This is a genomic window from Salmonella sp. A1325, assembly GCF_056991255.1.
Window position 1 is genome coordinate 44,461 of record NZ_JAMLWO010000001.1, and the last position, 26,617, is coordinate 71,077.

Below are 26,617 nucleotides of genomic sequence, written 5' to 3' on the forward strand. Positions count from 1 at the left end.
CGTTGACCCGGTCAGCGCCGGGTCAACCTACTATAAACACGCGTTACTGTGTCGCTGCAGACGGCGTTTTTGTCGGCGTTGCGCTTAACGATGCTGGACGAGTAGACGGTACGCTATCGCACGGTTTTTCCTGCGGACAAATCAGATCGAGCATTTTCAGCGTCACGCCGTTGGTCCAGCCAAAGCCGTCCTGAAGGGGATATTCGCCGCCGCCACCGCCGGTTCCGGTACTGCTGACATCATATTTTTCGACCAGTTTTTTCTCGCGATCGTAGGTGTGCTGCACATTGGTTAAAAAGCGCCAGGTGACTTCCATTGCCACGTCATCCTGCCCATAATTTTGCAATCCTTCGGCAGCGACCCATTGTAACGGCGCCCAGCCGTTTGGCGCATCCCACTGCTGTCCGCTTTTAACCGAGGTGGTAGCCAGCCCGCCAGGCTGTAGCAGATGCGCCTGGGCCGCCGCCGCCACTTTCGCGGCGCGATCTTTCGCGGCGGCGTTTACATAGAGCGGGAACAGCGCGGCAGCGGTGAGTTGGTTGCGGATTTTATTGTTCTGCAGATCGTAGTCGGCATACCAACCCTCTTTGTTATTCCACAGATGCATTTCAATGGCTTTTTGCCGTGCGTTGGCCAGCGTGTCATATTGCGAGGCTTTGGCCCGATCGCCCGCCGCAGCGCTGGCGCGGGCGAGGGTTTTCTCCAGCTGATACAGCAGAGCGTTAAGATCGACAGGGACAATCGTGGTGGTACGAATGGTACTGAGCTGCTGCGGATTATCCATCCAGCGGGAGCTGAAATCCCAGCCGGAGGCGGCGGCAGATCGGAGGTCCCGATAGATCTCCGTTGCCGGGCGGTTGGGGTTGCTTTTGGCGGTAGCGATATCTTCAACCCAGGATTCAGGGCGGGGCGTATCCCGATCGTCCCAGTAGCGGTTGAGAACGCTGCCGTCCTCCAGTTTGACGACGCGTTGGTTTTGTTGCCCTGGCTGCAATGTCTCAACGCCCTCCATCCAATAGGCGTACTCTTTTTGCAGTTGCGGCAGGTATTCTTTCAGCGCATCGTCACCTTCATGTTGCGCCAGTAACTCAACCATAAACGCAAAGAAAGGCGGCTGCGAACGACTCAGGTAGTAGGTACGGTTGCCGTTAGGAATATGCCCCCAGGCGTCAATTTCGTAACCAAAGTTCGCCACCATATCCGCCACCTTATCCCAGTGCCCGCTTTCCGCCAGCCCCAGCATCGTAAAGTAGCTGTCCCAGTAGTAAATCTCTCTGAATCGCCCACCCGGGACGACATAGGATTCAGGCAACGGCAAGAGCGAGTCCCACTTTTCGACGTTTTTAGTTGAACGGGTCAGCACCGGCCACAGGCCATCAATATGTTCACGCAATGATTGTCCGGCAGGCGGGACATATTTTTCACCCGCTTTCGGCAGGGTGAAGTTAACATCAACAAAATGACGCAAATCGAAGCCGGACTGGTTCCGCTGCATACGATAATCCGCAAGAATCATGAGCGGATCGCTATTAGGTATGGCGTCAGCAAAGGTTTTCTGATCGGGGAAGAGTTTTGCATTCTGGACATCATTAAAGAGCGGGCCAAGCAAAATATCCGGCGGCTGCGGAGTTTCAGTGTCGGAAGACGGGTCTGCGGCAGTCGCCGAAAACGATGCAAACGTCAGCAGCGTCCCTGCCAGCGCCAGTTTTATGGCTTTCTGCAGTAGAACAGAACGGCGAATCTCTGGGGGTATCATCAAGTTATCTCCTTAGCGGTGAGCCAAAGCCAACGGCATTTACCATGACAAAACCTTAGTCTACGATGACCAGATACGCGTGATTGAACCGCTATTTTGCGAACAAACAGACATTTTATTGAGACAGAATTTATCGGCGCGCGCGTGGAAAACGGGGGATACAGACAAAAAATCCACGCCGGGACGTGGATTTTAGCGTAATGATTTGTCGCCTTAACCCGGATAGATACCGCGATCTTTACGGGCCAGCAGAATGCGCTCACAGGCGACAATATAGGCTGCGGTGCGCAGAGAACAGGATTTCTCAGCCGCTTTCTCCCAGACATGGACGATAGCGTCGGTCATGATTTTGTCCATGCGCGCGTTGATCTCTTCTTCGCTCCAGAAGAAGCTGGCCATATCTTGGACCCATTCGAAGTAGCTGACGGTTACGCCGCCTGCGTTACAGACCACGTCAGGCACCACAAGGATACCACGGCTGGCCAGAACATCATCAGCATCCGGATAGGTCGGGCCGTTAGCCCCTTCCAGCACCAGCTTACACGTCAGGGCTTCCGCGCGCTGACGAGTTATCTGGCCTTCAAGCGCCGCCGGGATCAGAATATCCATCTCCAGACGCCAGAACGCATCGCTGGCGATAGTTTCCGCGCCCGGGAAACCGGCTATCTGTTTGTGTTCTGTCTGCCATGCCGTGAGCGCTTTCATGTCAATACCGGTGGCGTTAAACAGCGTTGCGGTATGATCCTGAATCGCCACGACACGGGCGCCAGCGCCTGCAAACAGACGCGCGGCTTCGCTGCCGACGTTACCAAAACCCTGAACCGCAACGCGAGCGCCTTCAACGGCGATATTCGCCCGACGCGCGGCCTCCAGCCCGCTGACGAAAACGCCGCGCCCCGTCGCTTTTTCACGACCCAGCGAACCGCCAAGATGGATAGGCTTACCGGTGACGACGCCAGTGACCGTCGTGCCATGATTCATGGAATACGTATCCATCATCCAGGCCATCACTTTACCGTTGGTGCCGACATCCGGCGCAGGAATATCTTTCTGCGGCCCGATGATAATGCCGATCTCGCTGGTATAGCGGCGGGTCAAACGCTCCAGTTCACCTTCCGACAGCGAGAACGGATCGACGCGGATGCCGCCTTTGGCGCCGCCGTACGGCAGATTCAGCGCGGCACATTTGATGGTCATCCATGCTGACAGGGCCATCACTTCATTGAGATCAACGTCAGGATGGTAGCGAACACCGCCTTTACCCGGACCTCGGGAGAGGTTGTGCTGCACGCGATATCCTTCGAAATGACGAATAGTGCCATCATCCATTTGTACCGGAATATCGACGATCAGAGCGCGTTTTGGGTGGCGCAGAGTATCCACCCAGGGGGATAACTCGCCCAGATAAGGGGCCACACGCTCGATTTGTTGCAGGTAGGTATTCCAGGCAGATGTGCTGCTATCTGAAGCGTAAGATAACTTATCCATGATAAACCTTAGTGATAAAAGTAATATGTTCTTTAATTGACCGTGGTACATAGTAGATCACACCATGTAGCGATAAATTTAACACTTTTTTAAACAATTAACTCAGATCAAAAACGGCAGGCAGTTGGATTTTCGTTATGATTTTGGATGGGAAGTGGTTAACTATCCGCTGTAAGAGGTGATATATCGCTAATTATGCAATTATTTGCTTAAATATGCGTAATATGTGCAAGGCGGCTATTTGTCATAATTATGACGCACCTCTAAAAGTAAACATTATGATAACGACATGTATCAATGTTATGTCGTCCTGTCGGCGGGGAAACGTCTCCGCCAGGCGCGTAAAAAGATAAAAATAACCGGAGTCAGACGGCGCTGGCCCCGGTTTACCTCTTTATTGTTGACGCGACTCAAGCCATACCAGCGCCAGCGTCGACAGTGAGCACATCAGCAGAATGCCGACAAACCACAGTAAATACCACATCGCTCCCGCTCCCTAATAAAGTTCATGATCGTTGCGGCGGAGGGTCTCCAGGTTGATACGCCCCAACATTTTGTAATAGCTCCATAGCGTATAGAGCAGTACGATCGGCAGAAAAATCAGCACAATCACCAGCATGATTTCGAGCGTCATCTGGCTGGAGGTGCTGTCCCACACCGTCAGGCTGGAGAGAGGACTAACACTCGACGGCATCACAAAAGGAAATAGCGTTATGCCGGCGGTAAAGATGACGCAGGCCTGGGTCAGGGAAGCGAACAGAAATCCACGAATAGTCTGACCGCGAAGGCAGGCATAGAAAGCCAGAATCGGCAGGATCATACCGAGCAACGGGATGATGAGCAGTAGCGGCGAGCCTATAAAGTGGTTCATCCATGCGCCAGGGAGTATCGCCACGCCTTTTAAGAGCGGGTTGGAAGGGCCGTTGGCATCTTGCGTGAGTAAGACAAAGCCATCAACGCCGGCCCACAGCCAGTAACCGGCCAGCAGGAAGCAGATCACGATCAGCAGCGCGCTGTGGCGGGTGGCCGACAGAGCCCGTTGACGAATAACGCCCTCCGTTTTCAACTGTAACCAGACGCCTCCTTGCATAATCACCAACGACAGGCTCAATAATCCACACAGTAGGGCAAAGGGCGAGAGTAACTGCCAGAAGGTACCAAAATAGTCAACATGAAGCTGCGGCGTGAAGGCAAACGGCACGCCTAAAAACAGGTTGCCGAACGCGATGCCGAATACAACTGGGGGAACCAGGCTGCCGATAACCAGACCGGTATCCCACAGCGCGCGCCAGCGGGCATTGGCGATTTTACCCCGATAATCAAAGGCCAGCGGGCGAAAGAAGAGGGCACACAGCACCAGGATCATCGCCACATAAAAACCGGAAAACGCGGCGGCATAGACCCGTGGCCAGGCGGCGAATAATGCCCCGCCCGCGAGAATCAACCATACCTGGTTTCCTTCCCAGTGGGCGCCCACGCTATTGATCAATACCCGGCGTTCGTCATCGTTGCGCGCTATCAGCGGGAGCAGGCAACCGACACCCATATCAAATCCGTCAGTTACCATAAATGCCACCAGGATGACGCCGATCAGCAGCCACCAAATGAACCGCAACGTTTCATAATCCAACATGATTGTCTCCTTTATCCCTGTTGTTGCGCTTGTTGTTGATGTTGCATGGCGCTCGGCCCAAGACGCGCGTACTTCTGCATCAGATAGACTTCCGCGATTAAAAACAGGGTGTAAAGTCCGAGGATAAGCCCCATTGAGAAGGCCAACTGGCCCGGCGTCAGCGCGGAGTGAGCGTACCAGGTCGGCAGAATGTCCTGAATCGCCCAGGGCTGACGGCCAAACTCCGTCATAAACCAACCGGCTTCAATGGCAATCCACGGTAACGGCAGGCTCCACAGCGTCATACGCAATACCCAGCGATGCTGGTCGATACGCATTCGCAGCGTCTGTATCAACGCAATCAACATCACCACTAACAGCAGCGAACCGCAGCCGACCATAATACGGAAACTCCAGAACACCGGCGCCACCTGAGGAATAGCGCCACGCTGGGCCGCACGATACTGCTCCGGCGTCACATGGTTCATATCCGGGGCATATTTCGCCAGCAGAATGCCGTACCCCAGATCGCCCTCAACGGCGTGAAACGCATTCAGTACCTGCGGCGAGCGATTGCCTTGCGCTATCTCCTGCATGAGTAGCCAGGCCTCCCGGCCACGCTTCAGGCGCGGCAGAGCGTCGTCCATCAGGTTTTTTAACCCCGGAACTGGCGTATCCAGCGAATGGGTGGCCAGAATACCCAGCAGAGCAGGGATCTTCACGGCAAACGCATTACGCTCCTGTTCCTGCTGCGGCCAGGCAATCAGATGAAACGGCGCGGGCGCGGGTTCGGTTTGCCATTCGCCTTCCATCGCCGCCAGTTTCACCGGCTGAATTTGGGCGACCTCGTAGGCCGAACTGTCGCCCAGTTGCAGGGTTCCCAGAATGGCCAGGGTGCCGAATACTGAGCCGATAGCAAACGAGCGCAAGGCCACCTCACGCTCGCGGCCACGTAGCAGATACCAGGCGCTGATGGACATAATAAACATGGCGCCGGTGACATAACCGGACATGACGGTATGGACGAATTTCACCTGGCTCACCGGGTTAAAGACCAGATCGCTGAAGCTGCTCATTTCCATCCGTAACGTATCGATGTTGAAATGAGCGCCGGTAGGATACTGCATCCAGCCATTGGCATTCAGAATCCATAATGCTGAAATATTGGAGCCGAAGGCCACCAGCCAGGTGACCAGCAGGTGTTGGTATTTATTCAGCCGCTGCCAGCCGAAAAAGAACAGACCGACAAAAGTGGATTCGAGAAAGAAGGCCAGTAACGCTTCCATCGCCAGCGGCGCGCCGAAAATATCGCCCACATAGTTGGAATAGAGCGACCAGTTAGTCCCGAACTGAAACTCCATGGTCAGGCCGGTAGCCACACCGAGAGCAAAATTGATCCCGAAGAGCTTGCCCCAGAAACGCGTCATATCGCGGTAGACGGTTTTCCCCGTCACCACATAGATCGTCTCCATGACGGCCAGCAAAAAAATCAGCCCAAGCGTAAGAGGAACAAATAAAAAGTGATACAGCGCGGTCAGCGCAAACTGCCAGCGCGATAAGTCAATGACATCCCACATGCTAACTCCTGTAGGCAGAAAGAGAGTAAAAAGCTAATCAGTACCGGACACCGGTGACGTTCCTGTTGAGAGCCCTAGCGCGTCTCCAGCCATCGGCAGACTTCATCCAGGCGCTGGCGCGAATCGGCCAGATCTTCCGGGGCCGCCAGTACCAGCTCCGGCAAAGGACAAATCTCATAGCTATCGAGCAACGGCCCTTTAAGGGCGTCCAGACAGCGCACATGCCAGAGATGGCGCAATGCTGTGGCGTTGATTTGGCTTTCGCCATACCCGGAGATGCGAATCTGGATGTTCCCGTGTCCGCATAAACGCGCCAGAAAAAGACGATCGGCCTCGCTGAGCGGCAGTTGGGTCAAATTGATGCTGTGAGGTTGCAACGCCGGATCGCGTACGTGCGCCAATAACTCATGGGCCAGCGGCAGTCCATTCATCAGGCCAGCGACAGGCGGAGGCAGCAGAGAGTCGTCAGGCAGCGTATCGGCGGTAGCCGCTTGCCATAATGTCAGGGGCGCGCTACCCGCTTCCAGACGATCCGTCAGCAGACGTCGGTTATGCAGATGGCGTACCCGCCACAGGCCGCAGAAGATGGTCTCCTGGATCTCGCTTTCACTCCCGTCCGGATGCTGAATGCGTACCGAGACTTCGCCTTCGCCCAATAACGTATTGAGGAATGAGAGATCATCGGCATTCAGGGGAGATAACTCCCATCCCAGCACGTCGCCGACTTCCGGAATGCGCCGGGCAAGCTGACCTCGCAGATCGGTCAACAATGCCATCACCGCCGGGCTGTGAGCGCAGTGCTCCAGCGCCACCATACTTGGGTCGCCATTGACCTGACAGGTGAGCGGTAGGGGATTCATCGAGAAACTGGCGTCATCAGGCTGCGTACCTGGCCCCAGCAGATGAAAAAAGGCGTTGCTCATTGTGCTGTCTCCTGCGCTGCGGGAGTGTCAACCATCGAACGCATCAGCGTGAGCAGTTCAGCCCAGGGATGAATGCCGCTGAGAGCGCCGCGTAGCTCGCCGTCTGTAAAAACTAACGTCGCCGGAAACCGACGAACATTAAAGCGATCGCCGATAGCTTCGCTTTGTTCAAGGTCGGCCACCGCCACCTGCCAGTCAAACTGCGGGAACTCACGCAGGAGTTCGGCGATCATCACCGGGTTATCGCTGACTTCCGGCGTACGCCGCGGATCGCTACTTAACAGGATGACGCCATCTCCAACCAGTTTGATCCAGTCGTCTACCGTGGAAGCCTCTACCGGTTGCCATCCACGGGTTAACAGGCGTTGCCATAGCGCAGAGAACGGGGTGTCATTCGCCACTTCTTTTGCCCTCCAGACGTGTCTGATACTGACGTATGCGCACTCCCTCATAATTTTCCATCGACAGGCATTTATAGTTCAGGCAGCGTGCGACCTCGTTTGCCTGCGGTACGATCCCCCAGGTGGCCAGTTGCGCCAGGGCGGCCTGTTCCGCCGCCGGTAGCTGGCCGCGAGCTATTTCGCTCAGGCTACCGCCATAGTCGTCCAGTTGCGCCGGTTGCAGACCGACCAGCGCTATGTGACAGGGCAGATGCCCGCGGATGTCGGCCAGCGCCAGAACTTCGGAAAAACTGTTTTGATGCAGACTCATTTTTTTGGCGCTGAGATACGCGGGGATTTTCTCGCCGGCATAGGTTCGCAGGCTGCCCGGCGCCAGGCCGTAATCGATCGCGTCAAGGAGCAGGAGATGGCTGGCTTGCTCTACATAACCTAACAGGTTTAGCCCTTGCGTACCGCCGTCCACAATTTCTACCTCTTCAGGCCAGTGATATCGGGCATACAAACGCTCCGCGACCCGGATACCGAATCCTTCATCGGCCCACAGCAGGTTTCCTAACCCCATCACCACTACGCGTTGCGCATTCATGAGGTCTCCTTGTCGTGTGGTTTGGGGAATTTGTGGCTGCGATAGCCATTGATCATGGTGGAGATCACCGTATCGTCGGACATAATGTCTTCCCGGATAGCGAGGTAAACGTGCCCGACGATGAAGGCGGCGATTAGCCACATGCCCAGTCGGTGCCAACTGTGAATATCGATGGAGTTGCCGCCGGTCCAGTAGAAAAATTCAACTACATAGCGGAACGGCGCAAAGATGGCGTACTGGCTATGCTCGCCAAACAGAGCGAAACCGGTGAGGATCATAAATACCGACAACAGGAAATAGCCGAACATCGCGGCCTGCGCGACAGGGTTATGTCCGATGTCGCTCCCCGGTTTTTTCTCCAGAAACAGATACCAGCGGACCACGGAGAAAGCGCCTTGCCACCAACTGCGACGCCAGACCGGGACGATAAACAGCTCTCGCGAATAGCGGTTGCCGACACAGGCCCAATAAATCCGCCCCAGCAGTAACACGGTAAAGATCATCGCGGCGGCAAAGTGGATCAGCCGGATATAGCCCATGTAAAACAGATAGGTCGCCTCGCCACTCACCGACGGCAGCGGTCGGCCAATGAAGTAGCCTGTTACCATCAGTACCAACATGCAGGCCACCGTTAGCCAGTGCCACAGGCGTACCGGCGCTTCAAACACATAGTGGCTGACGGCAGTATCACGCGCCTCCCCGACGCGTGGAGATAGCTTTCCAGTCATCGTTCTTTTCCTTAACGCTTAGCGTACCTGGACGGCAATCAGTTCGCTGCCGTCGTCGCCGAGCACGTGGGTTGAACAGGCGAGGCAGGGGTCGAAGCTGTGCAGCGTCCTCAGGATTTCTAACGGTTGGTCGGGAATCGCCATTTGCGTTCCCATCAATGCCGCTTCATAGGCGCCGATCTGTTTTTTAGGATCGCGCGGGCTGGCGTTCCAGGTGGTGGGAACCACGCACTGATAGAGTTCAATCTTCTGATCGCGTATTGACGCCCAGTGTCCCAACGCTCCGCGAGGCGCTTCGGTAAAACCGATGCCGCGGCAGTGCTGCGGCCAACTGGCCGGTTCCCATTTCTCGGTATTGGCGGTGGCCAGGTCGCCGTTTTTCAGGTTGGTCATAAGCCTGTCGAAAAAATACTGCAGCTTACCGACGGCCCATTGCGCTTCGTGCGCGCGGCATAAAATACGGCCAAGCGTAGACTGGATACCGGAGAGCGGCAGTTTAAGGGCGGACATCATGCGATCTACCGACTCTATGGTGGCGGCGTCCCCTTTGTGGTACGCGATAAGTGTTCGGGCAAGCGGGCCGACTTCCATGGCATGACCCCGCCAGCGCGGCGCTTTAATCCAGGAGTAACGTTCCTGCTCGTTGAGCTGCTGGATATGCGTATCGCTGCCTTTGACATCACCCGGGTTGTACCAGGGATCGGTAATGCCGTCAAAAGGATGACGCCCCAGCCGATCGTCCGGATAGCGGTACCATGCGTGATCCACAAACTCCTGTATCTGCTGCGGATCGGCCAAATCTACCGGCATGACATTTTTAAAATCGCCATTGACCACCGCGCCGCCCGGCATTAACAGGCTTTGCTGGCTGAAGTCGTTGGCAATGTCCGGAAATGCGCCGTAACTCAGCACGCATTTATCCGACAGACCGGTGCCAATTTGACTCCATGCTTTATTGAACTGGCCGATAGCCAGCGCGTCCGGAACCATCACGTTGTTAATGAAGTCGGCGGTGCGGGTGATGATCGACTGCACCAGGTTGAGGCGCTCCATATTGATAGCCCCGACCGCGCCGCTTTGATCGAGATTGATCGCGCACGGCATCCCGCCGACGATCCAGTTAGGATGGGGGTTCTTACCGCCAAATATGGTATGGATTTTGACGATCTCGCGCTGGAAGTCGAGGGCTTCAAGATAGTGGGCAAAACCCATCAGATTAGCCTCTGGCGACAGTTTGTACTGTGGATGTCCCCAATAGCCGTTACGGAATATCCCAAGCTGGCCGCCATCGACAAATTTCTTCAATCGATTTTGTACGTCAAAGAAGTAGCCCGGCGATGACATCGGCCAGGAGGAAAGGCTTTGTGCCAACTGCGAGGTGGCGCGCGGATCGGCTTTCAGCGCATTCAGGACATCAATCCAGTCCATGCCGGCTAACTGATAAAAATGGACCAGATGATCGTGGCACCACAACGTAGCCAGCATGATGTTACGTATAATATTGGCGTTATCCGGTACCTGGATACCAATCGCATCTTCGATAGCGTACACCGATGCCAGAGCATGTACCCCGGTACAGACACCACAAATACGTTCAACAAACGCCCAGGCGTCACGCGGGTCACGGCCTTGCAGAATGATCTCCAGCCCGCGGAACATCGTGCCGCAGGAAACGGCATTGGTAATGACGTTTTGCTCATCAATGTTCACTTCGCAGCGCATATGCCCTTCGATGCGGGTAATCGGGTCCACGATCAGACGACGGCCGGCGTCGTTAACGGTATAACCCTGGGTTTGATACTGGTTACTCATGCCTGTTTATCCTCATTGTCCGGCTGTTGTTCGGCTTGCGCTAACTGTTGTTTGTGGCGTTTACGTTGGTTGAGCGCGCTGGCGACAGCGTGACCGCCAACGCCCGCCGCGACCACGCCCAGCGCGGTCAGCCCCACCGTATCGGCGGTTGAATGGGTACCCATCTGGGGAATATCCACCACGCGGCTATAAAACGAGCCGCGATCCCAGAAACCATTTTCTGAACATCCCAGACATCCGTGACCGGACTGGATAGGAAAGGAGACGCCGTCATTCCAGCGTGTGGAGGAGCAGGCGTTATAGGTGGTTGGTCCTTTACAGCCCATCTTGTACAGGCAGTATCCCTTGCGGGCGGCGTCATCATCCCAGCTCTCGACAAATTCACCGGCGTCAAAATGGGCGCGGCGGTAGCATTTATCGTGGATACGTTGACCGTAGAACATTAGTGGACGGCCCATGCGATCGAGCTCCGGCAGACGATCAAACGTCACCATATAGGTGATAATGGCGCTCATGACATCCGGGATTGGCGGACATCCAGGGACCTTCACGATCGGCTTGTCGGTGATCACTTTATCGATAGGCGTTGCCTGGGTCGGATTGGGGCGGGCGGCCTGGACGCAACCCCAGGAGGCGCAGTTTCCCCAGGCAATAATAGCGCTGGCACCCGCGGCGGCTTTCTTCAGTTTTTCAATAAACGGGCGGCCGCCGCTGATACAGAACATTCCTTGCTCTCCTAACGGCGGATTGCCTTCCACCGCCAGAATGTATTTCCCGGCGTAGCGAGTGGTGATATCGTCAAAGACTTCTTCGGCCTGTGCGCCGGCGGCGGCCATCAGGGTGTCGTCATAATCGAGGGAAATCAGCGAGAGGATCACATCTTTGGCTAGCGGGTGCGAGGAACGGATAAAGGATTCGGTACAGCAGGTGCATTCCAGTCCATGAATCCAGACCACCGGAATCCGCGGTTTATTCTCCAGCGCCCAGGCGATCTTTGGCGTCATTCCGGCGCCCAGTCCCAGCGATGTGGCGGCAAGGCTACAGAATTTGAGAAAGCTGCGTCGGGTCACTCCCTTACGACGCATGGCTTGATAAAAGGTCTCCTCGTTATTCATAACGCGTATTTTTTCTCCTTTTTGCACCACGCTCCGCCAGGGGCATAAGGCGCTTTTGCGGGTCCGTTGACGTTCCGCCAGCAAGGCAAATCATTGTGTTACGCGCGAGCGCGGAAACGAGCCAGATTCACTTTGCACCGGCGTATATCGCCAGAAATAATGTGAAAAAAGCGTATCGGATTAACGATAAGAAACAATGTGAAGTGTGTGGGTATAGCTTATAGCGGTATATTTATACCCATTATCGGTTTTTCGGCGAAAGGGCCGTGGCGGGGAAGGACGGTTGAGCTTGTTCCAGGATGAGGTTTCAGCGAGTGACCTCGGGTAGATTTAGCCTGGTCTCGCCATTTCAGGATACGTAAGTTGACGCAAAAGGAGGGAGGATTTGATGTCATCGTTAAAAGAAGCATACTTCGTGAAGATTTTTATATAAAATAGTGATGCTGGTTTTAAAGGAATGCAAAAAAGAGACCGTTTGAAAGAGGGCGTCCCATGAAAAATAACATCAGATTTGACTTGTCCGATTATTTGATTCATTTTTTTCGGGACGTTGATTTAGAGACCGGTAGCCATATTTATTTGCCTGAACACTGTGGTTTTAATAATCAGCACCACGCCTGTTTCATTGATGCTAAATATTTACTTCGATTATCTTTACGCAGTCATAAAATTTTCTCGTCCTGGTCATACCGAAATGGGCAACGAACCGTATATGGTGACTCCCCGGTGGTATGCTTTACAGATATGCCGATTGCGGCTTATTTAGAAACTGGTGTTCGCCGATTAGAACGAAATGAAAAAATCGGTTTATATGCAATCGTTTTACCTAAAGAGCAAATGTTTAATTATGGGGCAAGGCCAGTCATATATGGGTTGGATGAGCATAACAATGCTCGATGCTCGCAAGGCAGAAACGGGGAACGTATTCTTGATGAAACGGCTCTTCCTTTGATTGAACAATATAGATATGTTACTTATGTTCCAGGTAAGGTTGACTGGACGCATGAACGCGAATGGCGATGGCCATATCGTGGCGATATTAAAAATTTCCTTAATCATATTAAAGAGTATGGTATTCCAGAAAACATTGAAAGTACCCCAGGGTTTGATTTTAAATCAAGCGAAATAAGTGGTGCGGGAATAATCGTCCCGTTTGCAGAAGATATCCCTACCGTAGCTCACGATATTTTAACTTTAATTGACCGGGGTGTAATTGGAAGAAATACTTTCAAATTCATTATAGCTGTAGAGAGTTTACAATCATGGACCCAGCTCTCGGAACCGGGCGCGTTACTGTCTTGTATTAATGATAATACTTTCGGATTTGAATCTTTTTTTGATTTATCTGCATCTAAAGTAAAAAATTATGCTGATTCTATCAATGATTATGTAAATGAATTATATTCAAAAAAAGATTTTCTAAATGATAGTTATGCAATGGAATTTGGAAATGCCTGGGTCTGGATTCATGATAACCAATCCCAGGTGGTACGGGCGTTACTGCAGGCTGGAATGATCGAGGTTAATAAAGAAGGGCGGTACTTATTAGATGTTAATTTGGCTTTTGTCGATTGGCCATTAGGAAGGAAACAAGCTTTCGCAAGTCATGTTGCGGGATGGCTGAAACATCGTTTTAATATCGACGCGGGAGGGTACTCCGTTCAGGGAAAAGATCATTATGATGCGATCCCAAGTTATGAGACGCCGCTAAAGGACCAGCATCCTTTTTATAATCATACAGTGAATGTCGACTGGTAATTAAGAAAAGAACTTACCCTGTAAGATCTGCGTTAATTTAACGCATTGATTTTTATAGATGAATGAAAGAAATTAGAGGCTATTATAAAATAATTATTTAGCTCATCGTATAAGTAACTTACACAACTGTCGTGAGTTGTATTACTTTCAGCGCTACCTAACCTTTTATCGAAAGATGGATTTCCAGCTCTTCTAAAAGGCTCATTTTTAGTCGCGTTTCTACGCTCTCATCTGAGATACTATAAGAGATAAAATCCACGCCATTGCGTGGATTTTATAGTGTTTCACCGCTGTCATGAGGTTCAATGAAACCTCATGAGACAACAAATGTTATTTAGACGTTGAACAGGAAGTTCATTATATCGCCATCTTTAACGATGTAATCTTTGCCTTCCGCTCGCATCTTACCGGCTTCTTTCGCGCCTTGTTCACCTTTATAGGTAATAAAGTCGTCAAAGGCGATAGTTTGGGCGCGGATAAAGCCTTTTTCGAAGTCGGTATGGATTTTACCTGCTGCCTGCGGCGCGGTTGCGCCAACCGGAATGGTCCATGCGCGAACTTCTTTCACCCCGGCGGTAAAGTAGGTCTGGAGGTTCAGCAGGCGATAACCTGCGCGAATAACGCGGTTCAGCCCCGGTTCTTCCAGACCCAGTTCAGCCATAAATTCGTCGCGCTCGTCATCATCCAGCTCAGCAATATCAGCTTCGACGGCGGCACACACCGGAACCACGACCGAACCTTCTTTGGCGGCGATTTCGCGAACCTGGTCCAGATACGGGTTATTTTCAAAACCGTCTTCATTGACGTTAGCGATATACATCGTCGGCTTCAGCGTCAGGAAGCTTAAATAACGGATAGCCGCTTTATCTTCGTCCGTCAGGTCCAGCGAACGCAGCATCCCCGCTTCGGCCAGGTGCGGCAGGCATTTTTCCAGCGCGGCCAGTTCCGCTTTGGCGTCTTTATCGCCGCCTTTGGCTTTCTTCTGTACGCGATGGATAGCGCGCTCGCAGGTATCGAGGTCAGCCAGCGCCAGTTCGGTATTGATAACATCAATATCTTCTGCCGGATTTACTTTACCCGCCACGTGGATGATATTGTCGTTCTCAAAGCAGCGAACCACGTGACCGATAGCTTCGGTTTCACGGATATTGGTCAGGAACTGGTTACCCAACCCTTCGCCTTTGGACGCGCCTTTTACCAGACCGGCGATATCCACGAACTCCATCGTGGTTGGTAGAATGCGTTGCGGTTTAACAATCTCAGCCAACTGGTCCAGACGCGGATCGGGCATCGGCACGACACCGGTATTCGGTTCGATAGTGCAGAACGGAAAGTTTGCCGCTTCAATACCGGCTTTTGTCAGCGCGTTGAACAGGGTGGATTTCCCGACGTTGGGCAGACCGACGATACCGCATTTGAATCCCATGATTTAACTCACCTTAATATCTTAATAATCAACCTGTTATAGAAAACAGATTGCAGAAATGGAAATAACTTCGCCTATTATACACGGCGTGCGGCAAAAATGCCGCACATCACTGGTTATTGCGCCTTAAAGGTATGCAAACGGCTTGTTGCTTTGGCCAGACCCTCTTTGAACCACAATTCCGTACAGCGTGCCGCTTCGTCAATGGCCTCATCAATTAATTTTTGTTCAGAAACAGGGGGTTTACCCAGCACGAAACCAACAACTTTATTTTTATCGCCTGGATGACCAATTCCAACGCGTAAGCGGTGAAAGTTGGGATTATTGCCCAGCTTGCTGATGATGTCTTTCAGGCCATTGTGGCCGCCGTGGCCGCCGCCAAGTTTAAATTTCGCCACGCCCGGAGGGAGATCCAGCTCGTCGTGAGCGACCAGAATTTCGTCCGGCTGAATACGGTAAAAACTGGCCATTGCCCCAACTGCTTTACCACTGAGGTTCATGAACGTGGTGGGTACCAGCAGGCGAACATCTTCCCCTTCCAGCGTGATGCGTGAGGTATAACCAAAGAATTTAGGCTCTTCACGCAACGGCGCGCGCAGGCGCTCCGCCAGTAAATCGACATACCATGCGCCTGCATTGTGTCGCGTCGCGGCATATTCCGCGCCGGGATTCGCCAGACCAACAATCAATTTAATTGCCACGTTTTTTGTCCTGAGTAGATCCATAACTGGCGCGTAGTTTACTGTCTGTCTGCCCGCTTGACAAAACACAGCGACACTCTGAAGTAAATTAAATAATTGCCAGCATTGATTATTAAAAATGTAAACTGTTCAGAGTGTTATTTGTAAAGTTTTGTTAAATGAAACTTTACATTTGTGATCACACCCGCACTTACAAATGGAAGTGTTGTCTATACTTTACACATAAAGTTTAGGGGGATTTCCTAAAAACAACCCAAAAGTTCCGGAGGTGACATATGAAACGCAAAAACGCTTCGTTATTCGGTAACGTGCTGATGGGGTTGGGGCTGGTCGTGATGGTTGTCGGCGTGGGTTACTCTATTTTAAACCAACTGCCGCAGTTTAATTTGCCGCAATTTTTTGCGCATGGCGCAATACTGAGCATTTTTGTCGGGGCAGTTCTTTGGCTGGCAGGGGCTCGTGTAGGGGGGCATGAGCAGGTGAGCGACAAATATTGGTGGGTACGTCACTATGACAAACGTTGCCGCCGTAGCGACAATCGTCGTCATAGCTAACCGGTTCAGGCCCGGTAAGCGTTATCGCCACCGGGCATTGTCCATTAACTGAGTAAATCCGCTAACGCCTCCGTCCTGTTCGGGAAGAAGGTCAGACGCCCAGGAATAGGTTTGATACCGGCACGCGCCATTGTGCGCAGCGGTTGGAACTCCAGGTTACTGATACGCAATTCGCAACCCTCCGGCAGACGCTTCACAAAACGCTGAAAAGCATCAAGCCCGCCTGCATCCAGTACAGGCACTGCGTCCCATTTCAGAACGACGATACGTTTGCCCTTAATACGTGATTCAAGGTCGGTAAACAGCCCTTCCGCTGCGGCGAAAAAGAGCGGCCCGATAACACGCAGCACCAGCACATCATCAGGCACATCGACATTGACCGGCGCAAGTCGAGTCATACGCGCAATACGGCGCATAAACAGCAGGGAAGCAAGGACAATCCCCACGCTGATGGCGATGACCATATCAAACAGAACCGTTAATGACATGCACAGCAGCATAACGATGATGTCGTCTTTCGGCGCATGGCGTAACAGATCCACCACTTTATGGGCTTCACTCATATTCCATGCCACCATCAGCAGTAGCGCCGCCATCGCGGAAAGTGGTAGCCAGGAGAGTAGCGGGGCTAAGACCAGTAGCGCCAGAATAACCAGGATAGCGTGAATTACCGCTGAGACGGGAGAGGTCGCGCCAGCGCGGACGTTGGCGGCAGAGCGGGCAATCGCGGCGGTGGCGGTGATGCCGCCAAAGAACGGCGCGACCATATTCCCCAGCCCCTGGCCGATAAGTTCGCTGTTAGCTTTATGTTTGGTGCCGGTCATGCCGTCCAGCACGACGGCGCAGAGCAATGATTCGATTGCCCCCAGCATTGCCATCGAGAAGGCCGCTGGCAGCAGCGCGCGCAGTGAATCCCAGCTTAGCGTGAAATCGGAGCCAGGAAGACTCCACGGCAGCATCAGTTGCGGCAGGAGCTGCGGGATGCCGTTGCCCTGAGTGCCGTCAGCCAGAACGTAATGGAACTGTGAGCCGATAGTCGCCACATTGCCGCCCAGCAGATTAACGATCCCCATCACGGCGCAACCGGCCAGTAGCGCGGGAAGATGTCCTGGCAGACGAATACCGAGACGCGGCCAGAAAATCAACGTTCCCAGCGTTACCACGCCAATAGCGGCATCGCCAATATTGACGGTGGGCAACGCCATAAACAGCGCGCCGACTTTCTGCAAATAGTGCTCTGGCACATGTGCCATCTGCAGACCAAGAAAATCTTTAATCTGCATGGTACCGATGGTAATACCAATCCCTGAGGTAAAACCCAACGTGACCGACACCGGGATATATTCAATCAATCGCCCCAGTCTCGCCAGGCCGAAAAGGATCAGGAAGAAGCCCGACATCAGCGTGGCGACCAGTAGGCCCGCCAGACCAAACTGTTGCGACACCGGATACAAAATCACCACAAACGCGGCGGTAGGGCCGGAAACGCTAAAGCGCGAGCCGCCGGTTAGCGCGATCACGATCCCGGCGACAGCGGAGGTATAGAGGCCATACTGCGGCGCAACGCCACTGCCAATTGCCAGCGCCATCGCCAGCGGGATAGCAATAATCCCGACGGTGATCCCGGCTATCACATCACGGGTGAACCGGGAGGCGGTATATTTTTCTTTCCAGCAAGCATCGATGAGAGCGCGGAAAGGCATCACATGTGAGGAAAATAATTTGTTCACAATAATGTTTCATCCATGAGCGCATCATCTGTCAACTAAATGGCAGGTGAAGGAGGCATAAGTCATACAAAAGGGTGTTACAGACAAAAAAACCCGCCGCAGCGGGTTTCAGATCCAGGTTCGATCAATGCTCGAACATGGCGGAAATCGATTCTTCGTTGCTGATACGGCGAATCGCTTCGGCCAGCATACCTGACAGGGTCAAGGTACGCACGTTCGGCAGCGCTTTGATTTCGTCGGTCAGCGGAATGGTGTCGCAGACAACGACTTCATCAATGACGGAGTTGCGCAGGTTGTTTGCCGCATTGCCTGAGAAGATCGGGTGCGTCGCGTAGGCAAACACGCGTTTAGCGCCACGTTCTTTCAATGCTTCTGCTGCTTTGCACAGAGTACCGCCGGTATCGATCATATCATCAACCAGCACGCAGTCACGGCCAGCGACGTCGCCGATGATGTGCATCACCTGAGAAACGTTCGCGCGCGGACGACGTTTATCAATGATAGCCATATCGGTATCGTTCAGCAGCTTAGCGATAGCGCGGGCACGAACCACGCCGCCAATATCCGGGGAAACCACGATCGGGTTATCCAGATTCAGTTGCAGCATATCTTCGAGCAGGATTGGGCTACCGAACACGTTATCAACCGGAACGTCAAAGAAGCCCTGGATCTGTTCAGCATGCAGATCTACGGTGAGAACGCGGTCAACGCCGACGCTGGACAGGAAGTCAGCGACAACTTTTGCGGTAATCGGCACACGGGCGGAACGTACGCGACGGTCCTGACGTGCATAGCCAAAGTAGGGGATAACGGCGGTGATACGACCTGCGGAAGCACGACGCAGGGCATCAACCATAACGACCAATTCCATCAGGTTGTCGTTGGTTGGGGCACAAGTGGACTGGATGATGAAAATATCACCACCGCGTACATTTTCGTTGATTTGTACGCTGACTTCGCCGTCGCTAAAGCGACCTACGGCGGCGTCGCCGAGAGAAGTGTACAGGCGGTTGGCAATACGTTGTGCTAGTTCCGGGGTGGCGTTACCAGCAAAAAGCTTCATATCAGGCACGAGAAGAACCTCAGGCATGCGTCCATTGGTGGAAAGAATCTGCCGAAAACTGTGCGGGCCAGGCAAAATCCTATCCAGGCGGTGTATTAAAGAGCGCGATGCAACGTCTGGAACAAGGTGACGTTGTCACCGAAGCTCAGCTTGCCCGGCTTACTCGTCTTCATTCACGTTTCATGTGCGCTGGTATCGATGCCTCACACCGGTCAAATACGGCATATATGACCGGCGATTCGTCATTTCGCCATCTTCCTGAAACCCGAATGCGTTAGAGTAACTCTCGATGCAATGGGGAGAGGTTGACACCCTTCGCCACAAAAGCATTGAGCCATTCCGGGGCTTGCTCAAGCACCTGGCGAGCACAAGACTCTGTATCGAATTCAGCAAAGACACAGGCCCCTGTCCCAGTCAGGCGCGACGGCGCGTATTCTAACAGCCAGGAAAGCGCCGCATCAACCTCGCGAAAACGTTTTCTTGCGATAACCTCGCAATCATTGCTGAATTCACATTTTAGTAACGTATCTATTGACCTTTTTGGCGTATTGCGCGGCAATTGAGGATCTTTAAAGATAACCGGTGTCGGAATGCTTACGCCAGGGTGCGCGACCAGATACCATTTTTCCGGCGGATTCACTGGCGTTAATATTTCGCCTACGCCTTCGGCAAACGCGGCGTGGCCACGAACAAAGACCGGGACGTCGGCGCCGAGCGTCAGGCCGAGCGTCGCCAGTTCATCAATGGAAAGCCCGCATTGCCAAAGATGATTGAGCGCCACCAGAACGGTCGCGGCGTTAGATGAGCCGCCGCCCAGACCGCCGCCCATGGGAAGGCGCTTCTCAATGCTGATATCCGCGCCGCTTCCGGCGGGCAGGCGTCCACTCTCCGAGGCGGCTTTCATCAACAGCCGCGCGGCGCGGACGATCAGGTTGTCTTCATTTTCAACGCCGGTAACCGGCGTTAATAAATGGATTTCGCCATCGTGACGCGGTTCGATGTGGAGTGTGTCGCCATAATCCAGAAACTGAAACAGCGTCTGCAGCGTGTGGTAGCCGTCTGCACGCTGTCCGGTGATATATAAAAACAGGTTTAATTTTGCCGGAGAAGGCCAATGGGTCATCATTTCACAATCCAGTTATCCATTTTCAGCTTAATGCGCTGACTGCCGTCTGAAAGCTCCATATTGGCAGGCATGGCAGGCTGCGTTTTGCTGTCATAGCCACCGTAAACCACTTTCCAGTTTTTACCATCCTGGCGGTAGTTCACTTCGCTCAGGCGGTACTGGTCGTCCAGTTTGTAGTCAGTGGCATCGCCAGGCAGACCGAGGATCCACTGCCGCAGGCTGTTTAACGGAATCGGCATCCCGGTGAGTTTGCCGATCATCTCTTCGGCGTCATCGGCGGTATAACGCTGGCCTTTGTTATCCACCAACTGGACGTTGCCCGGCTGGGCGTTAAGCTCCAGCTCGGTGCTGCCCAGCGGGTTGGTAAGCAGCAGGCGGTAGCGATCCTGTCCGGTCTGTTGCCAGAAGAAGCGCGCATAGACTTTCTGATCATCTGAGATGTAAGCAAAGGCGCCGCGCGTCTGGTATTGATTCAGATGACGCACCTCTTGCTGATGCTGGCTCCACTGAGGGGAATCCGGGCTCTTGCCCGGGCCTTTATGCCCAGGAAGCGTACAGGCGGTGAGAACCAGGCTTGCTAACGGCAGTAGACGAATCAGGCGAAAATCGGGCAGGGTCATAGTGATGACGAATCCTTGTGATACGGTGCAATAATTGCCTGATGGCGTTACGCTTATCAGGCCTGAAAACTGAACCTGCAGGCTGTAAAAACGTTCGCGCCGCGATTCGGCAAATTTTTGCTATCGGTTACAGTTATAGCCTTTAATGCTAGCGCCGCCTGGTGACATCGTCTACTTTCAAGTTGTCTTAAATCATCAAATTAGCGAGCGCTGCCAATTACTCCAAAAGGGGGCTCTCTCTTTTATTGACCACGCGCATCCTGTATGATGCAAGCAGACTAACCATATCAACGCTGGTACTACTCCCGCAGACATGACCCTTTTAGCGCTCGGTATTAACCATAAAACGGCACCTGTATCGCTGCGAGAACGCGTAACGTTTTCGCCGGACACGCTTGATCAGGCGCTGGACAGCCTGCTTGCGCAGCCAATGGTGCAGGGCGGGGTCGTGCTGTCAACCTGTAACCGTACAGAGCTGTATTTGAGCGTGGAAGAGCAGGATAACCTGCAGGAAGCGCTGATCCGCTGGTTATGCGATTACCATAACCTGAACGAGGACGATCTGCGCAACAGTCTGTACTGGCATCAGGACAATGACGCCGTCAGCCACCTGATGCGCGTCGCCAGCGGTCTGGATTCACTGGTGCTGGGCGAACCGCAAATCCTCGGTCAGGTGAAAAAAGCGTTTGCGGATTCGCAAAAAGGCCACCTTAACGCCAGCGCGCTGGAGCGAATGTTTCAGAAGTCGTTTTCCGTCGCCAAGCGAGTGCGGACTGAAACCGATATCGGCGCCAGCGCCGTCTCCGTCGCGTTTGCCGCCTGTACGCTCGCTCGCCAAATCTTCGAATCGCTGTCGACGGTCACTGTACTGTTAGTTGGCGCGGGTGAAACTATTGAACTGGTGGCGCGCCACCTGCGCGAGCATAAAGTACAAAAGATGATTATCGCCAACCGAACCCGCGAGCGCGCGCAAGCCCTGGCGGATGAGGTTGGCGCTGAGGTTATCTCGCTCAGCGATATCGACGCCCGCTTGCAGGATGCCGATATTATCATCAGTTCGACCGCCAGCCCGCTGCCGATTATCGGTAAAGGCATGGTGGAGCGCGCATTAAAAAGCCGTCGCAACCAGCCGATGCTGCTGGTGGATATCGCCGTACCGCGCGACGTTGAGCCGGAAGTCGGCAAACTGGCGAACGCTTATCTTTATAGCGTCGATGATTTACAGAGCATCATTTCGCATAATCTGGCGCAGCGTCAGGCTGCGGCGGTGGAAGCGGAAACGATTGTTGAGCAGGAAGCCAGCGAGTTTATGGCCTGGCTACGCGCCCAGGGGGCCAGCGAGACCATTCGGGAATACCGTAGTCAGTCGGAGCAGATTCGTGACGAACTGACTACCAAAGCGCTGTCGGCCCTTCAACAGGGCGGTGATGCGCAAGCCATCTTGCAGGATCTGGCATGGAAACTGACCAACCGCCTGATTCATGCGCCAACGAAATCACTTCAACAGGCTGCCCGTGACGGGGATGACGAACGCCTGAATATTCTGCGCGACAGCCTCGGGCTGGAGTAGCAGCACACACCACACTTTTTTACAGGGTGAATTTACGCCTATGAAGCCTTCTATCGTTGCCAAACTGGAAGCCCTGCACGAACGCCATGAGGAAGTTCAGGCGTTGCTGGGCGATGCGGGAATTATCGCCGACCAGGACCGCTTTCGCGCATTGTCGCGCGAATATGCGCAATTAAGCGACGTTTCTCGCTGTTTTACGGACTGGCAACAGGTTCAGGACGATATCGAGACGGCTCAGATGATGCTCGACGATCCTGAAATGCGAGAAATGGCGCAGGAAGAACTGCGCGAAGCGAAAGAAAAAAGCGAACAACTGGAGCAACAGTTACAGGTACTGCTGCTGCCGAAAGATCCGGACGATGAACGAAACGCGTTCCTTGAGGTTCGCGCCGGCACCGGCGGCGATGAAGCCGCGCTGTTTGCCGGCGATCTGTTCCGCATGTACAGCCGTTATGCCGAATCGCGCCGCTGGCGCGTGGAGATCATGAGCATGAGCGAAGGCGAGCATGGCGGTTATAAAGAGATCATCGCCAAAATCAGCGGCGACGGCGTGTATGGCCGACTGAAATTTGAGTCCGGCGGACACCGCGTACAGCGTGTTCCGGCGACCGAGTCGCAGGGGCGTATCCATACCTCCGCCTGTACCGTCGCCGTGATGCCGGAGCTGCCGGAAGCCGAGCTGCCGGATATTAACCCGGCGGATCTGCGCATTGATACGTTTCGTTCTTCCGGCGCGGGCGGTCAGCACGTTAACACCACCGACTCCGCTATCCGTATTACCCACTTGCCGACCGGCATCGTGGTGGAATGCCAGGACGAGCGTTCGCAGCATAAAAACAAAGCGAAAGCGCTCTCGGTGCTCGGGGCGCGTATTCACGCCGCCGAAACGGCAAAACGCCAGCAGGCCGAGGCGTCAACGCGCCGCAACCTGCTTGGCAGCGGCGATCGCAGCGATCGTAACCGGACCTATAATTTCCCGCAGGGGCGCGTGACCGATCATCGTATTAATCTGACGTTATATCGCCTTGATGAAACGATGGAAGGTAAGTTGGATATGCTGATTGAGCCGATTGTTCAGGAACATCAGGCTGACCTGTTAGCCGCGTTGTCCGAGCAGGAATAATGGATTTTCAGCACTGGCTGCATGAGGCGGTAAACCAGCTCCGGGACAGCGACAGCCCCCGGCGCGACGCCGAGATCCTGCTTGAGTACGTTACGGGCAAGGGGCGGACGTATATCATGGCCTTTGGCGAAACGCCGCTTACTGACGTCCAGCAACAACAGCTCGCGGATCTGCTGCAGCGGCGTAAACAGGGCGAACCCATTGCGTACCTGACGGGCTTACGCGAATTCTGGTCGCTGCCGCTCTTCGTTTCTCCCGCCACGCTAATCCCGCGCCCGGATACCGAATGTCTGGTGGAACAGGCGTTGGCGCGATTGCCGGTCAAAACCTGTCGTATTCTGGATTTAGGCACCGGAACCGGCGCGATTGCGCTGGCGCTGGCCTGCGAGCGACCGGATTGCGAGGTGACTGCGGTCGATCGTATGCCTGATGCGGTTGCGCTGGCGATACGCAACGCGGAACATTTGGCTATCCGGAATGTGCGTATACTGCAAAGTTGTTGGTTCAGCGCGCTATCGGGGCAGCAGTTCGACATGATTGTCAGCAATCCGCCCTACATTGATGCGCAGGACCCGCACCTTAGCGAAGGCGATGTACGCTTTGAACCGCGCTCGGCGTTGGTAGCGGACGAAAACGGTATGGCGGATCTTACGCATATTATCGATAACGCTCGCCAGATGTTAACGCCCGGCGGCTTCCTGCTGCTGGAACACGGTTGGCAGCAAGGCGAAGCGGTAAGAGCGGTTTTCAGGCGGTCTGGTTACTCGGATGTAGAAACGTGTCGTGATTATGGTGGTAATGAACGCGTGACCTGCGGACGTTTTACGCCATGACAATTGCAATGTTGCTCACGCTTCATCTTATCTGTGTTGCGCTCTCCGTCAGTTTGTTTGTCGCTCGTTACTGGTGGCGCTATTGCGGCCATGCGTTGGCCGCCGCGCGCTGGACACGAATCGTGCCTCCCGTCATAGATACCCTGTTACTGCTTAGCGGTATTGGGTTAATCGTTAAAACGCACATCCTGCCATTCACGGAATCGGGCGCATGGCTGACTGAAAAACTGTTTGGCGTTATCATCTACATCGTTTTGGGTTTTATTGCGCTTGATTATCGTCAGGCGCGCAGCCAGCAGGCGCGTTTTATCGCTTTCCCGCTGGCGCTGGTGGTGCTGTACATCATCATTAAACTCGCCACCACAAAAATACCGTTACTGGGGTAAGTCATGAGGTCGTTAGCTGATTTCGAATTTAACAATGCGCCGCTGTGTGATGGCATGATCCTGGCATCAGAGATGATTCGCCTGGATTTTCCCACGCAGTTTGTCTACGACGAACTGGAACGTCTGGTCAGTCTGGCGCAGGAAGAAATTAGCCAGCTCCTGTCTCAGGATGAGCAACTGGAAAAATTGCTGGCACTTTTTTACGGCGAGTGGGGGTTCACGGATTCCCGCGGCGTCTACCGTCTTTCTGATGCTTTATGGCTCGACAAAGTCCTGAAAAAACGCCAGGGGAGCGCGGTATCGTTGGGCGCTATTTTATTATGGATAGCAAACCGTCTTGATTTGCCGTTGGTGCCCGTTATCTTCCCAACGCAGTTGATTTTGCGTATTGAATCGCTGGAAGGGGAAATGTGGCTGATTAACCCGTTCAACGGTGAAACGCTTGATGAACATACTCTGGAAGTCTGGTTAAAAGGCAATATTAGTCCGGTCGCCGAGTTGTTTAACGAAGATTTGGACGAGGCGGATAACGCCGAAGTGATTCGTAAGCTACTGGATACGCTGAAATCCTCGCTGATGGAGGAACGGCAAATGGAGCTGGCGCTGCGCGTTAGCGAAGCATTGTTGCAATTTAACCCGGAAGATCCTTACGAAATCCGTGACCGCGGGTTGATCTACGCGCAGCTTGAGTGTGAACACGTTGCGCTGACTGATTTAAGCTACTTCGTTGAACAGTGTCCGGAAGACCCGATCAGCGAAATGATTCGTGCGCAGATCAACACCATTGCGCACAAGCAAATTGTTCTACATTAATTAACCGACATTTTACCTATAAGTGTAAGGCGATCCTATGAAACAAAAAGTGGTTAACATTGGCGACATTAAGGTGGCAAATGACCTGCCGTTTGTGCTGTTTGGCGGTATGAACGTGCTGGAGTCGCGCGATCTGGCAATGCGCATTTGTGAGCACTACGTAACCGTTACCCAGAAGCTGGGTATTCCTTACGTGTTCAAGGCCTCTTTTGATAAAGCCAACCGTTCCTCTATTCACTCTTACCGTGGGCCGGGTCTGGAAGAAGGGATGAAAATCTTCCAGGAACTCAAGCAGACATTTGGCGTAAAAGTGATCACTGACGTCCATGAAGCCAGCCAGGCGCAGCCTGTTGCTGATGTGGTTGACGTGATTCAGCTCCCGGCGTTTCTGGCGCGCCAGACCGACCTGGTGGAAGCGATGGCGAAAACCGGCGCTGTGATTAACGTGAAAAAGCCGCAGTTCGTAAGCCCGGGTCAGATGGGCAATATCGTGGATAAGTTCCATGAGGGCGGTAACGATAAGGTGATTTTGTGCGACCGCGGCGCGAACTTCGGTTATGACAACCTGGTGGTGGATATGCTGGGCTTTAGCGTGATGAAAAAGGTCTCCGGCAACTCGCCGGTGATTTTCGACGTTACCCATGCACTGCAATGCCGCGACCCATTTGGCGCCGCCTCGGGCGGTCGTCGTGGTCAGGTGACCGAGCTGGCGCGCGCCGGTATGGCTGTCGGTCTGGCGGGCCTGTTCCTGGAGTCGCATCCGGACCCGGCTAACGCGAAGTGCGACGGTCCTTCCGCACTGCCGCTGGCGAAACTGGAGCAGTTCCTGACCCAGATAAAAGCGATTGATGATTTGGTGAAAAGCTTCGACGAGCTGGATACCGAGAACTGATTGTGGTTTTTAGCTTGTGTAGGC

At 53.6% G+C, this 26,617-nt stretch carries 25 protein-coding genes; 8 read left to right on the forward strand and 17 right to left on the reverse strand.

The genetic code is table 11. The annotated features are described in order from the left end of the window. Window positions 1-43: 43 nt before the first annotated feature. The 11 genes from NAZ64_RS00255 to hyaA form a co-directional block, all read right to left on the reverse strand. A complete protein-coding gene (locus NAZ64_RS00255; RefSeq protein WP_061380254.1) occupies window positions 44-1,756 on the reverse strand; it encodes an alpha,alpha-trehalase in 1,713 nt (570 codons plus the stop codon). 213 nt (window positions 1,757-1,969) lie between these two features. After that, window positions 1,970-3,244 carry a Glu/Leu/Phe/Val family dehydrogenase gene (locus NAZ64_RS00260; RefSeq protein ID WP_001526439.1) on the reverse strand — a complete coding sequence of 425 codons (1,275 nt, stop codon included), beginning with the start codon at window positions 3,242-3,244 and terminating at the stop codon, window positions 1,970-1,972. A gap of 394 nt (window positions 3,245-3,638) precedes the next feature. Next, entirely contained in the window at window positions 3,639-3,728 is a 90-nt protein-coding gene (gene cbdX / locus NAZ64_RS00265) for a cytochrome bd-II oxidase subunit CbdX (protein WP_000270301.1), read from the reverse strand. Window positions 3,729-3,740: 12 nt separating this feature from the next. Further along, window positions 3,741-4,877 carry a cytochrome d ubiquinol oxidase subunit II gene (gene appB, locus NAZ64_RS00270; protein WP_000888108.1) on the reverse strand — a complete coding sequence of 379 codons (1,137 nt, stop codon included), beginning with the start codon at window positions 4,875-4,877 and terminating at the stop codon, window positions 3,741-3,743. An 11-nt stretch (window positions 4,878-4,888) separates the two neighbouring features. Next, window positions 4,889-6,433: a cytochrome bd-II oxidase subunit 1 gene (appC, locus tag NAZ64_RS00275; RefSeq protein WP_000263613.1), complete on the reverse strand. Its 1,545-nt coding sequence runs from the start codon at window positions 6,431-6,433 to the stop codon at window positions 4,889-4,891. Between the two features lie 74 nt (window positions 6,434-6,507). Beyond that, window positions 6,508-7,356, reverse strand: a complete 849-nt coding sequence (locus NAZ64_RS00280) for a hydrogenase expression/formation protein (protein WP_483640839.1) — start codon at window positions 7,354-7,356, stop codon at window positions 6,508-6,510. Continuing rightward, a complete protein-coding gene (hyaE, locus tag NAZ64_RS00285; RefSeq protein ID WP_001262570.1) occupies window positions 7,353-7,757 on the reverse strand; it encodes a hydrogenase-1 operon protein HyaE in 405 nt (134 codons plus the stop codon). The genes NAZ64_RS00280 and hyaE overlap by 4 nt, the downstream gene beginning before the upstream one ends. Further along, window positions 7,747-8,343 (reverse strand): hydrogenase 1 maturation protease, encoded by a 597-nt coding sequence (gene hyaD, locus NAZ64_RS00290; protein ID WP_080167234.1) that lies wholly within the window; start codon window positions 8,341-8,343, stop codon window positions 7,747-7,749. The genes hyaE and hyaD overlap by 11 nt, the downstream gene beginning before the upstream one ends. Then, a complete protein-coding gene (gene hyaC / locus NAZ64_RS00295; protein ID WP_220569845.1) occupies window positions 8,340-9,071 on the reverse strand; it encodes a Ni/Fe-hydrogenase b-type cytochrome subunit in 732 nt (243 codons plus the stop codon). The genes hyaD and hyaC overlap by 4 nt, the downstream gene beginning before the upstream one ends. 18 nt (window positions 9,072-9,089) lie before the next feature. After that, window positions 9,090-10,883 (reverse strand): Ni/Fe-hydrogenase large subunit, encoded by a 1,794-nt coding sequence (gene hyaB / locus NAZ64_RS00300; protein WP_220569846.1) that lies wholly within the window; start codon window positions 10,881-10,883, stop codon window positions 9,090-9,092. Further along, on the reverse strand, window positions 10,880-11,998 hold the full coding sequence (gene hyaA, locus NAZ64_RS00305) for a hydrogenase 1 small subunit (protein ID WP_001058312.1): 1,119 nt from the start codon (window positions 11,996-11,998) through the stop codon (window positions 10,880-10,882). Before hyaA ends, hyaB begins: the two co-directional genes overlap by 4 nt. 492 nt (window positions 11,999-12,490) lie before the next feature. Between hyaA and NAZ64_RS00310 the strand changes: the two genes are divergently transcribed. Next, window positions 12,491-13,756 carry a DUF4427 domain-containing protein gene (locus NAZ64_RS00310; RefSeq protein ID WP_220569847.1) on the forward strand — a complete coding sequence of 422 codons (1,266 nt, stop codon included), beginning with the start codon at window positions 12,491-12,493 and terminating at the stop codon, window positions 13,754-13,756. 334 nt (window positions 13,757-14,090) lie between these two features. On the opposite strand, the gene ychF is transcribed toward NAZ64_RS00310, so the two are convergent. Further along, window positions 14,091-15,182, reverse strand: coding sequence for a redox-regulated ATPase YchF (gene ychF, locus NAZ64_RS00315; protein ID WP_000505850.1), 1,092 nt, complete (start codon window positions 15,180-15,182; stop codon window positions 14,091-14,093). 116 nt (window positions 15,183-15,298) lie between these two features. Then, window positions 15,299-15,883, reverse strand: a complete 585-nt coding sequence (gene pth / locus NAZ64_RS00320; RefSeq protein ID WP_000985595.1) for an aminoacyl-tRNA hydrolase — start codon at window positions 15,881-15,883, stop codon at window positions 15,299-15,301. 275 nt (window positions 15,884-16,158) lie between these two features. On the opposite strand from pth, the gene ychH reads away from it, so the two are divergent. After that, the gene (gene ychH, locus NAZ64_RS00325) at window positions 16,159-16,437 is read left to right on the forward strand and encodes a stress-induced protein YchH (RefSeq protein WP_000823879.1); all 279 of its coding nucleotides are present in this window, start codon (window positions 16,159-16,161) and stop codon (window positions 16,435-16,437) included. 44 nt (window positions 16,438-16,481) lie between these two features. Here the strand turns inward: ychH and dauA are convergent, their stop codons facing one another. The 4 genes from dauA to lolB form a co-directional block, all read right to left on the reverse strand. Beyond that, entirely contained in the window at window positions 16,482-18,167 is a 1,686-nt protein-coding gene (dauA, locus tag NAZ64_RS00330; protein ID WP_001037186.1) for a C4-dicarboxylic acid transporter DauA, read from the reverse strand. Between the two features lie 124 nt (window positions 18,168-18,291). Then, complete coding sequence (gene prs, locus NAZ64_RS00335; protein WP_001518537.1) at window positions 18,292-19,239, reverse strand: ribose-phosphate diphosphokinase; 948 nt, start codon at window positions 19,237-19,239, stop codon at window positions 18,292-18,294. A gap of 265 nt (window positions 19,240-19,504) precedes the next feature. Continuing rightward, window positions 19,505-20,356: a 4-(cytidine 5'-diphospho)-2-C-methyl-D-erythritol kinase gene (gene ispE / locus NAZ64_RS00340; protein WP_023212657.1), complete on the reverse strand. Its 852-nt coding sequence runs from the start codon at window positions 20,354-20,356 to the stop codon at window positions 19,505-19,507. After that, on the reverse strand, window positions 20,353-20,976 hold the full coding sequence (gene lolB, locus NAZ64_RS00345) for a lipoprotein insertase outer membrane protein LolB (RefSeq protein WP_088546218.1): 624 nt from the start codon (window positions 20,974-20,976) through the stop codon (window positions 20,353-20,355). The genes ispE and lolB overlap by 4 nt, the downstream gene beginning before the upstream one ends. A gap of 313 nt (window positions 20,977-21,289) precedes the next feature. Here lolB and hemA point away from each other — a divergent pair, with 313 nt between their 5' ends. The 6 genes from hemA to kdsA are packed head-to-tail and all read left to right on the forward strand — an operon-like array spanning window position 21,290 to window position 26,593. Beyond that, the gene (gene hemA / locus NAZ64_RS00350; RefSeq protein ID WP_000173208.1) at window positions 21,290-22,546 is read left to right on the forward strand and encodes a glutamyl-tRNA reductase; all 1,257 of its coding nucleotides are present in this window, start codon (window positions 21,290-21,292) and stop codon (window positions 22,544-22,546) included. A gap of 40 nt (window positions 22,547-22,586) precedes the next feature. Then, on the forward strand, window positions 22,587-23,669 hold the full coding sequence (gene prfA / locus NAZ64_RS00355; RefSeq protein ID WP_000804708.1) for a peptide chain release factor 1: 1,083 nt from the start codon (window positions 22,587-22,589) through the stop codon (window positions 23,667-23,669). Continuing rightward, window positions 23,669-24,502 carry a peptide chain release factor N(5)-glutamine methyltransferase gene (prmC, locus tag NAZ64_RS00360; RefSeq protein WP_000347310.1) on the forward strand — a complete coding sequence of 278 codons (834 nt, stop codon included), beginning with the start codon at window positions 23,669-23,671 and terminating at the stop codon, window positions 24,500-24,502. Before prfA ends, prmC begins: the two co-directional genes overlap by 1 nt. Then, complete coding sequence (gene sirB2, locus NAZ64_RS00365) at window positions 24,499-24,888, forward strand: invasion regulator SirB2 (protein ID WP_000150666.1); 390 nt, start codon at window positions 24,499-24,501, stop codon at window positions 24,886-24,888. Before prmC ends, sirB2 begins: the two co-directional genes overlap by 4 nt. 3 nt (window positions 24,889-24,891) lie before the next feature. Then, on the forward strand, window positions 24,892-25,701 hold the full coding sequence (gene sirB1, locus NAZ64_RS00370; protein WP_001257065.1) for an invasion regulator SirB1: 810 nt from the start codon (window positions 24,892-24,894) through the stop codon (window positions 25,699-25,701). Window positions 25,702-25,738: 37 nt separating this feature from the next. Then, window positions 25,739-26,593: a 3-deoxy-8-phosphooctulonate synthase gene (gene kdsA / locus NAZ64_RS00375; protein ID WP_000811046.1), complete on the forward strand. Its 855-nt coding sequence runs from the start codon at window positions 25,739-25,741 to the stop codon at window positions 26,591-26,593. The last annotated feature ends 24 nt before the right edge of the window (window positions 26,594-26,617 follow it).

Excerpts from the sequence above, each read along its gene's own strand:
- prfA (WP_000804708.1), top strand. The coding sequence starts at position 22,587 with ATGAAGCCTTCTATCGTTGCCAAACTGGAAGCCCTGCACGAACGCCAT.
- hyaA (WP_001058312.1), bottom strand. The coding sequence starts at position 11,998 with ATGAATAACGAGGAGACCTTTTATCAAGCCATGCGTCGTAAGGGAGTG.
- NAZ64_RS00260 (WP_001526439.1), bottom strand. The coding sequence starts at position 3,244 with ATGGATAAGTTATCTTACGCTTCAGATAGCAGCACATCTGCCTGGAAT.
- lolB (WP_088546218.1), bottom strand. The coding sequence starts at position 20,976 with ATGACCCTGCCCGATTTTCGCCTGATTCGTCTACTGCCGTTAGCAAGC.
- cbdX (WP_000270301.1), bottom strand. The coding sequence starts at position 3,728 with ATGTGGTATTTACTGTGGTTTGTCGGCATTCTGCTGATGTGCTCACTG.
- hyaB (WP_220569846.1), bottom strand. The coding sequence starts at position 10,883 with ATGAGTAACCAGTATCAAACCCAGGGTTATACCGTTAACGACGCCGGC.
- hemA (WP_000173208.1), top strand. The coding sequence starts at position 21,290 with ATGACCCTTTTAGCGCTCGGTATTAACCATAAAACGGCACCTGTATCG.
- appB (WP_000888108.1), bottom strand. The coding sequence starts at position 4,877 with ATGTTGGATTATGAAACGTTGCGGTTCATTTGGTGGCTGCTGATCGGC.
- appC (WP_000263613.1), bottom strand. The coding sequence starts at position 6,433 with ATGTGGGATGTCATTGACTTATCGCGCTGGCAGTTTGCGCTGACCGCG.
- kdsA (WP_000811046.1), top strand. The coding sequence starts at position 25,739 with ATGAAACAAAAAGTGGTTAACATTGGCGACATTAAGGTGGCAAATGAC.
- NAZ64_RS00280 (WP_483640839.1), bottom strand. The coding sequence starts at position 7,356 with ATGAGCAACGCCTTTTTTCATCTGCTGGGGCCAGGTACGCAGCCTGAT.
- hyaC (WP_220569845.1), bottom strand. The coding sequence starts at position 9,071 with ATGACTGGAAAGCTATCTCCACGCGTCGGGGAGGCGCGTGATACTGCC.
- sirB2 (WP_000150666.1), top strand. The coding sequence starts at position 24,499 with ATGACAATTGCAATGTTGCTCACGCTTCATCTTATCTGTGTTGCGCTC.
- NAZ64_RS00310 (WP_220569847.1), top strand. The coding sequence starts at position 12,491 with ATGAAAAATAACATCAGATTTGACTTGTCCGATTATTTGATTCATTTT.
- ychF (WP_000505850.1), bottom strand. The coding sequence starts at position 15,182 with ATGGGATTCAAATGCGGTATCGTCGGTCTGCCCAACGTCGGGAAATCC.
- prmC (WP_000347310.1), top strand. The coding sequence starts at position 23,669 with ATGGATTTTCAGCACTGGCTGCATGAGGCGGTAAACCAGCTCCGGGAC.
- NAZ64_RS00255 (WP_061380254.1), bottom strand. The coding sequence starts at position 1,756 with ATGATACCCCCAGAGATTCGCCGTTCTGTTCTACTGCAGAAAGCCATA.
- ispE (WP_023212657.1), bottom strand. The coding sequence starts at position 20,356 with ATGATGACCCATTGGCCTTCTCCGGCAAAATTAAACCTGTTTTTATAT.
- ychH (WP_000823879.1), top strand. The coding sequence starts at position 16,159 with ATGAAACGCAAAAACGCTTCGTTATTCGGTAACGTGCTGATGGGGTTG.
- hyaD (WP_080167234.1), bottom strand. The coding sequence starts at position 8,343 with ATGAATGCGCAACGCGTAGTGGTGATGGGGTTAGGAAACCTGCTGTGG.
- sirB1 (WP_001257065.1), top strand. The coding sequence starts at position 24,892 with ATGAGGTCGTTAGCTGATTTCGAATTTAACAATGCGCCGCTGTGTGAT.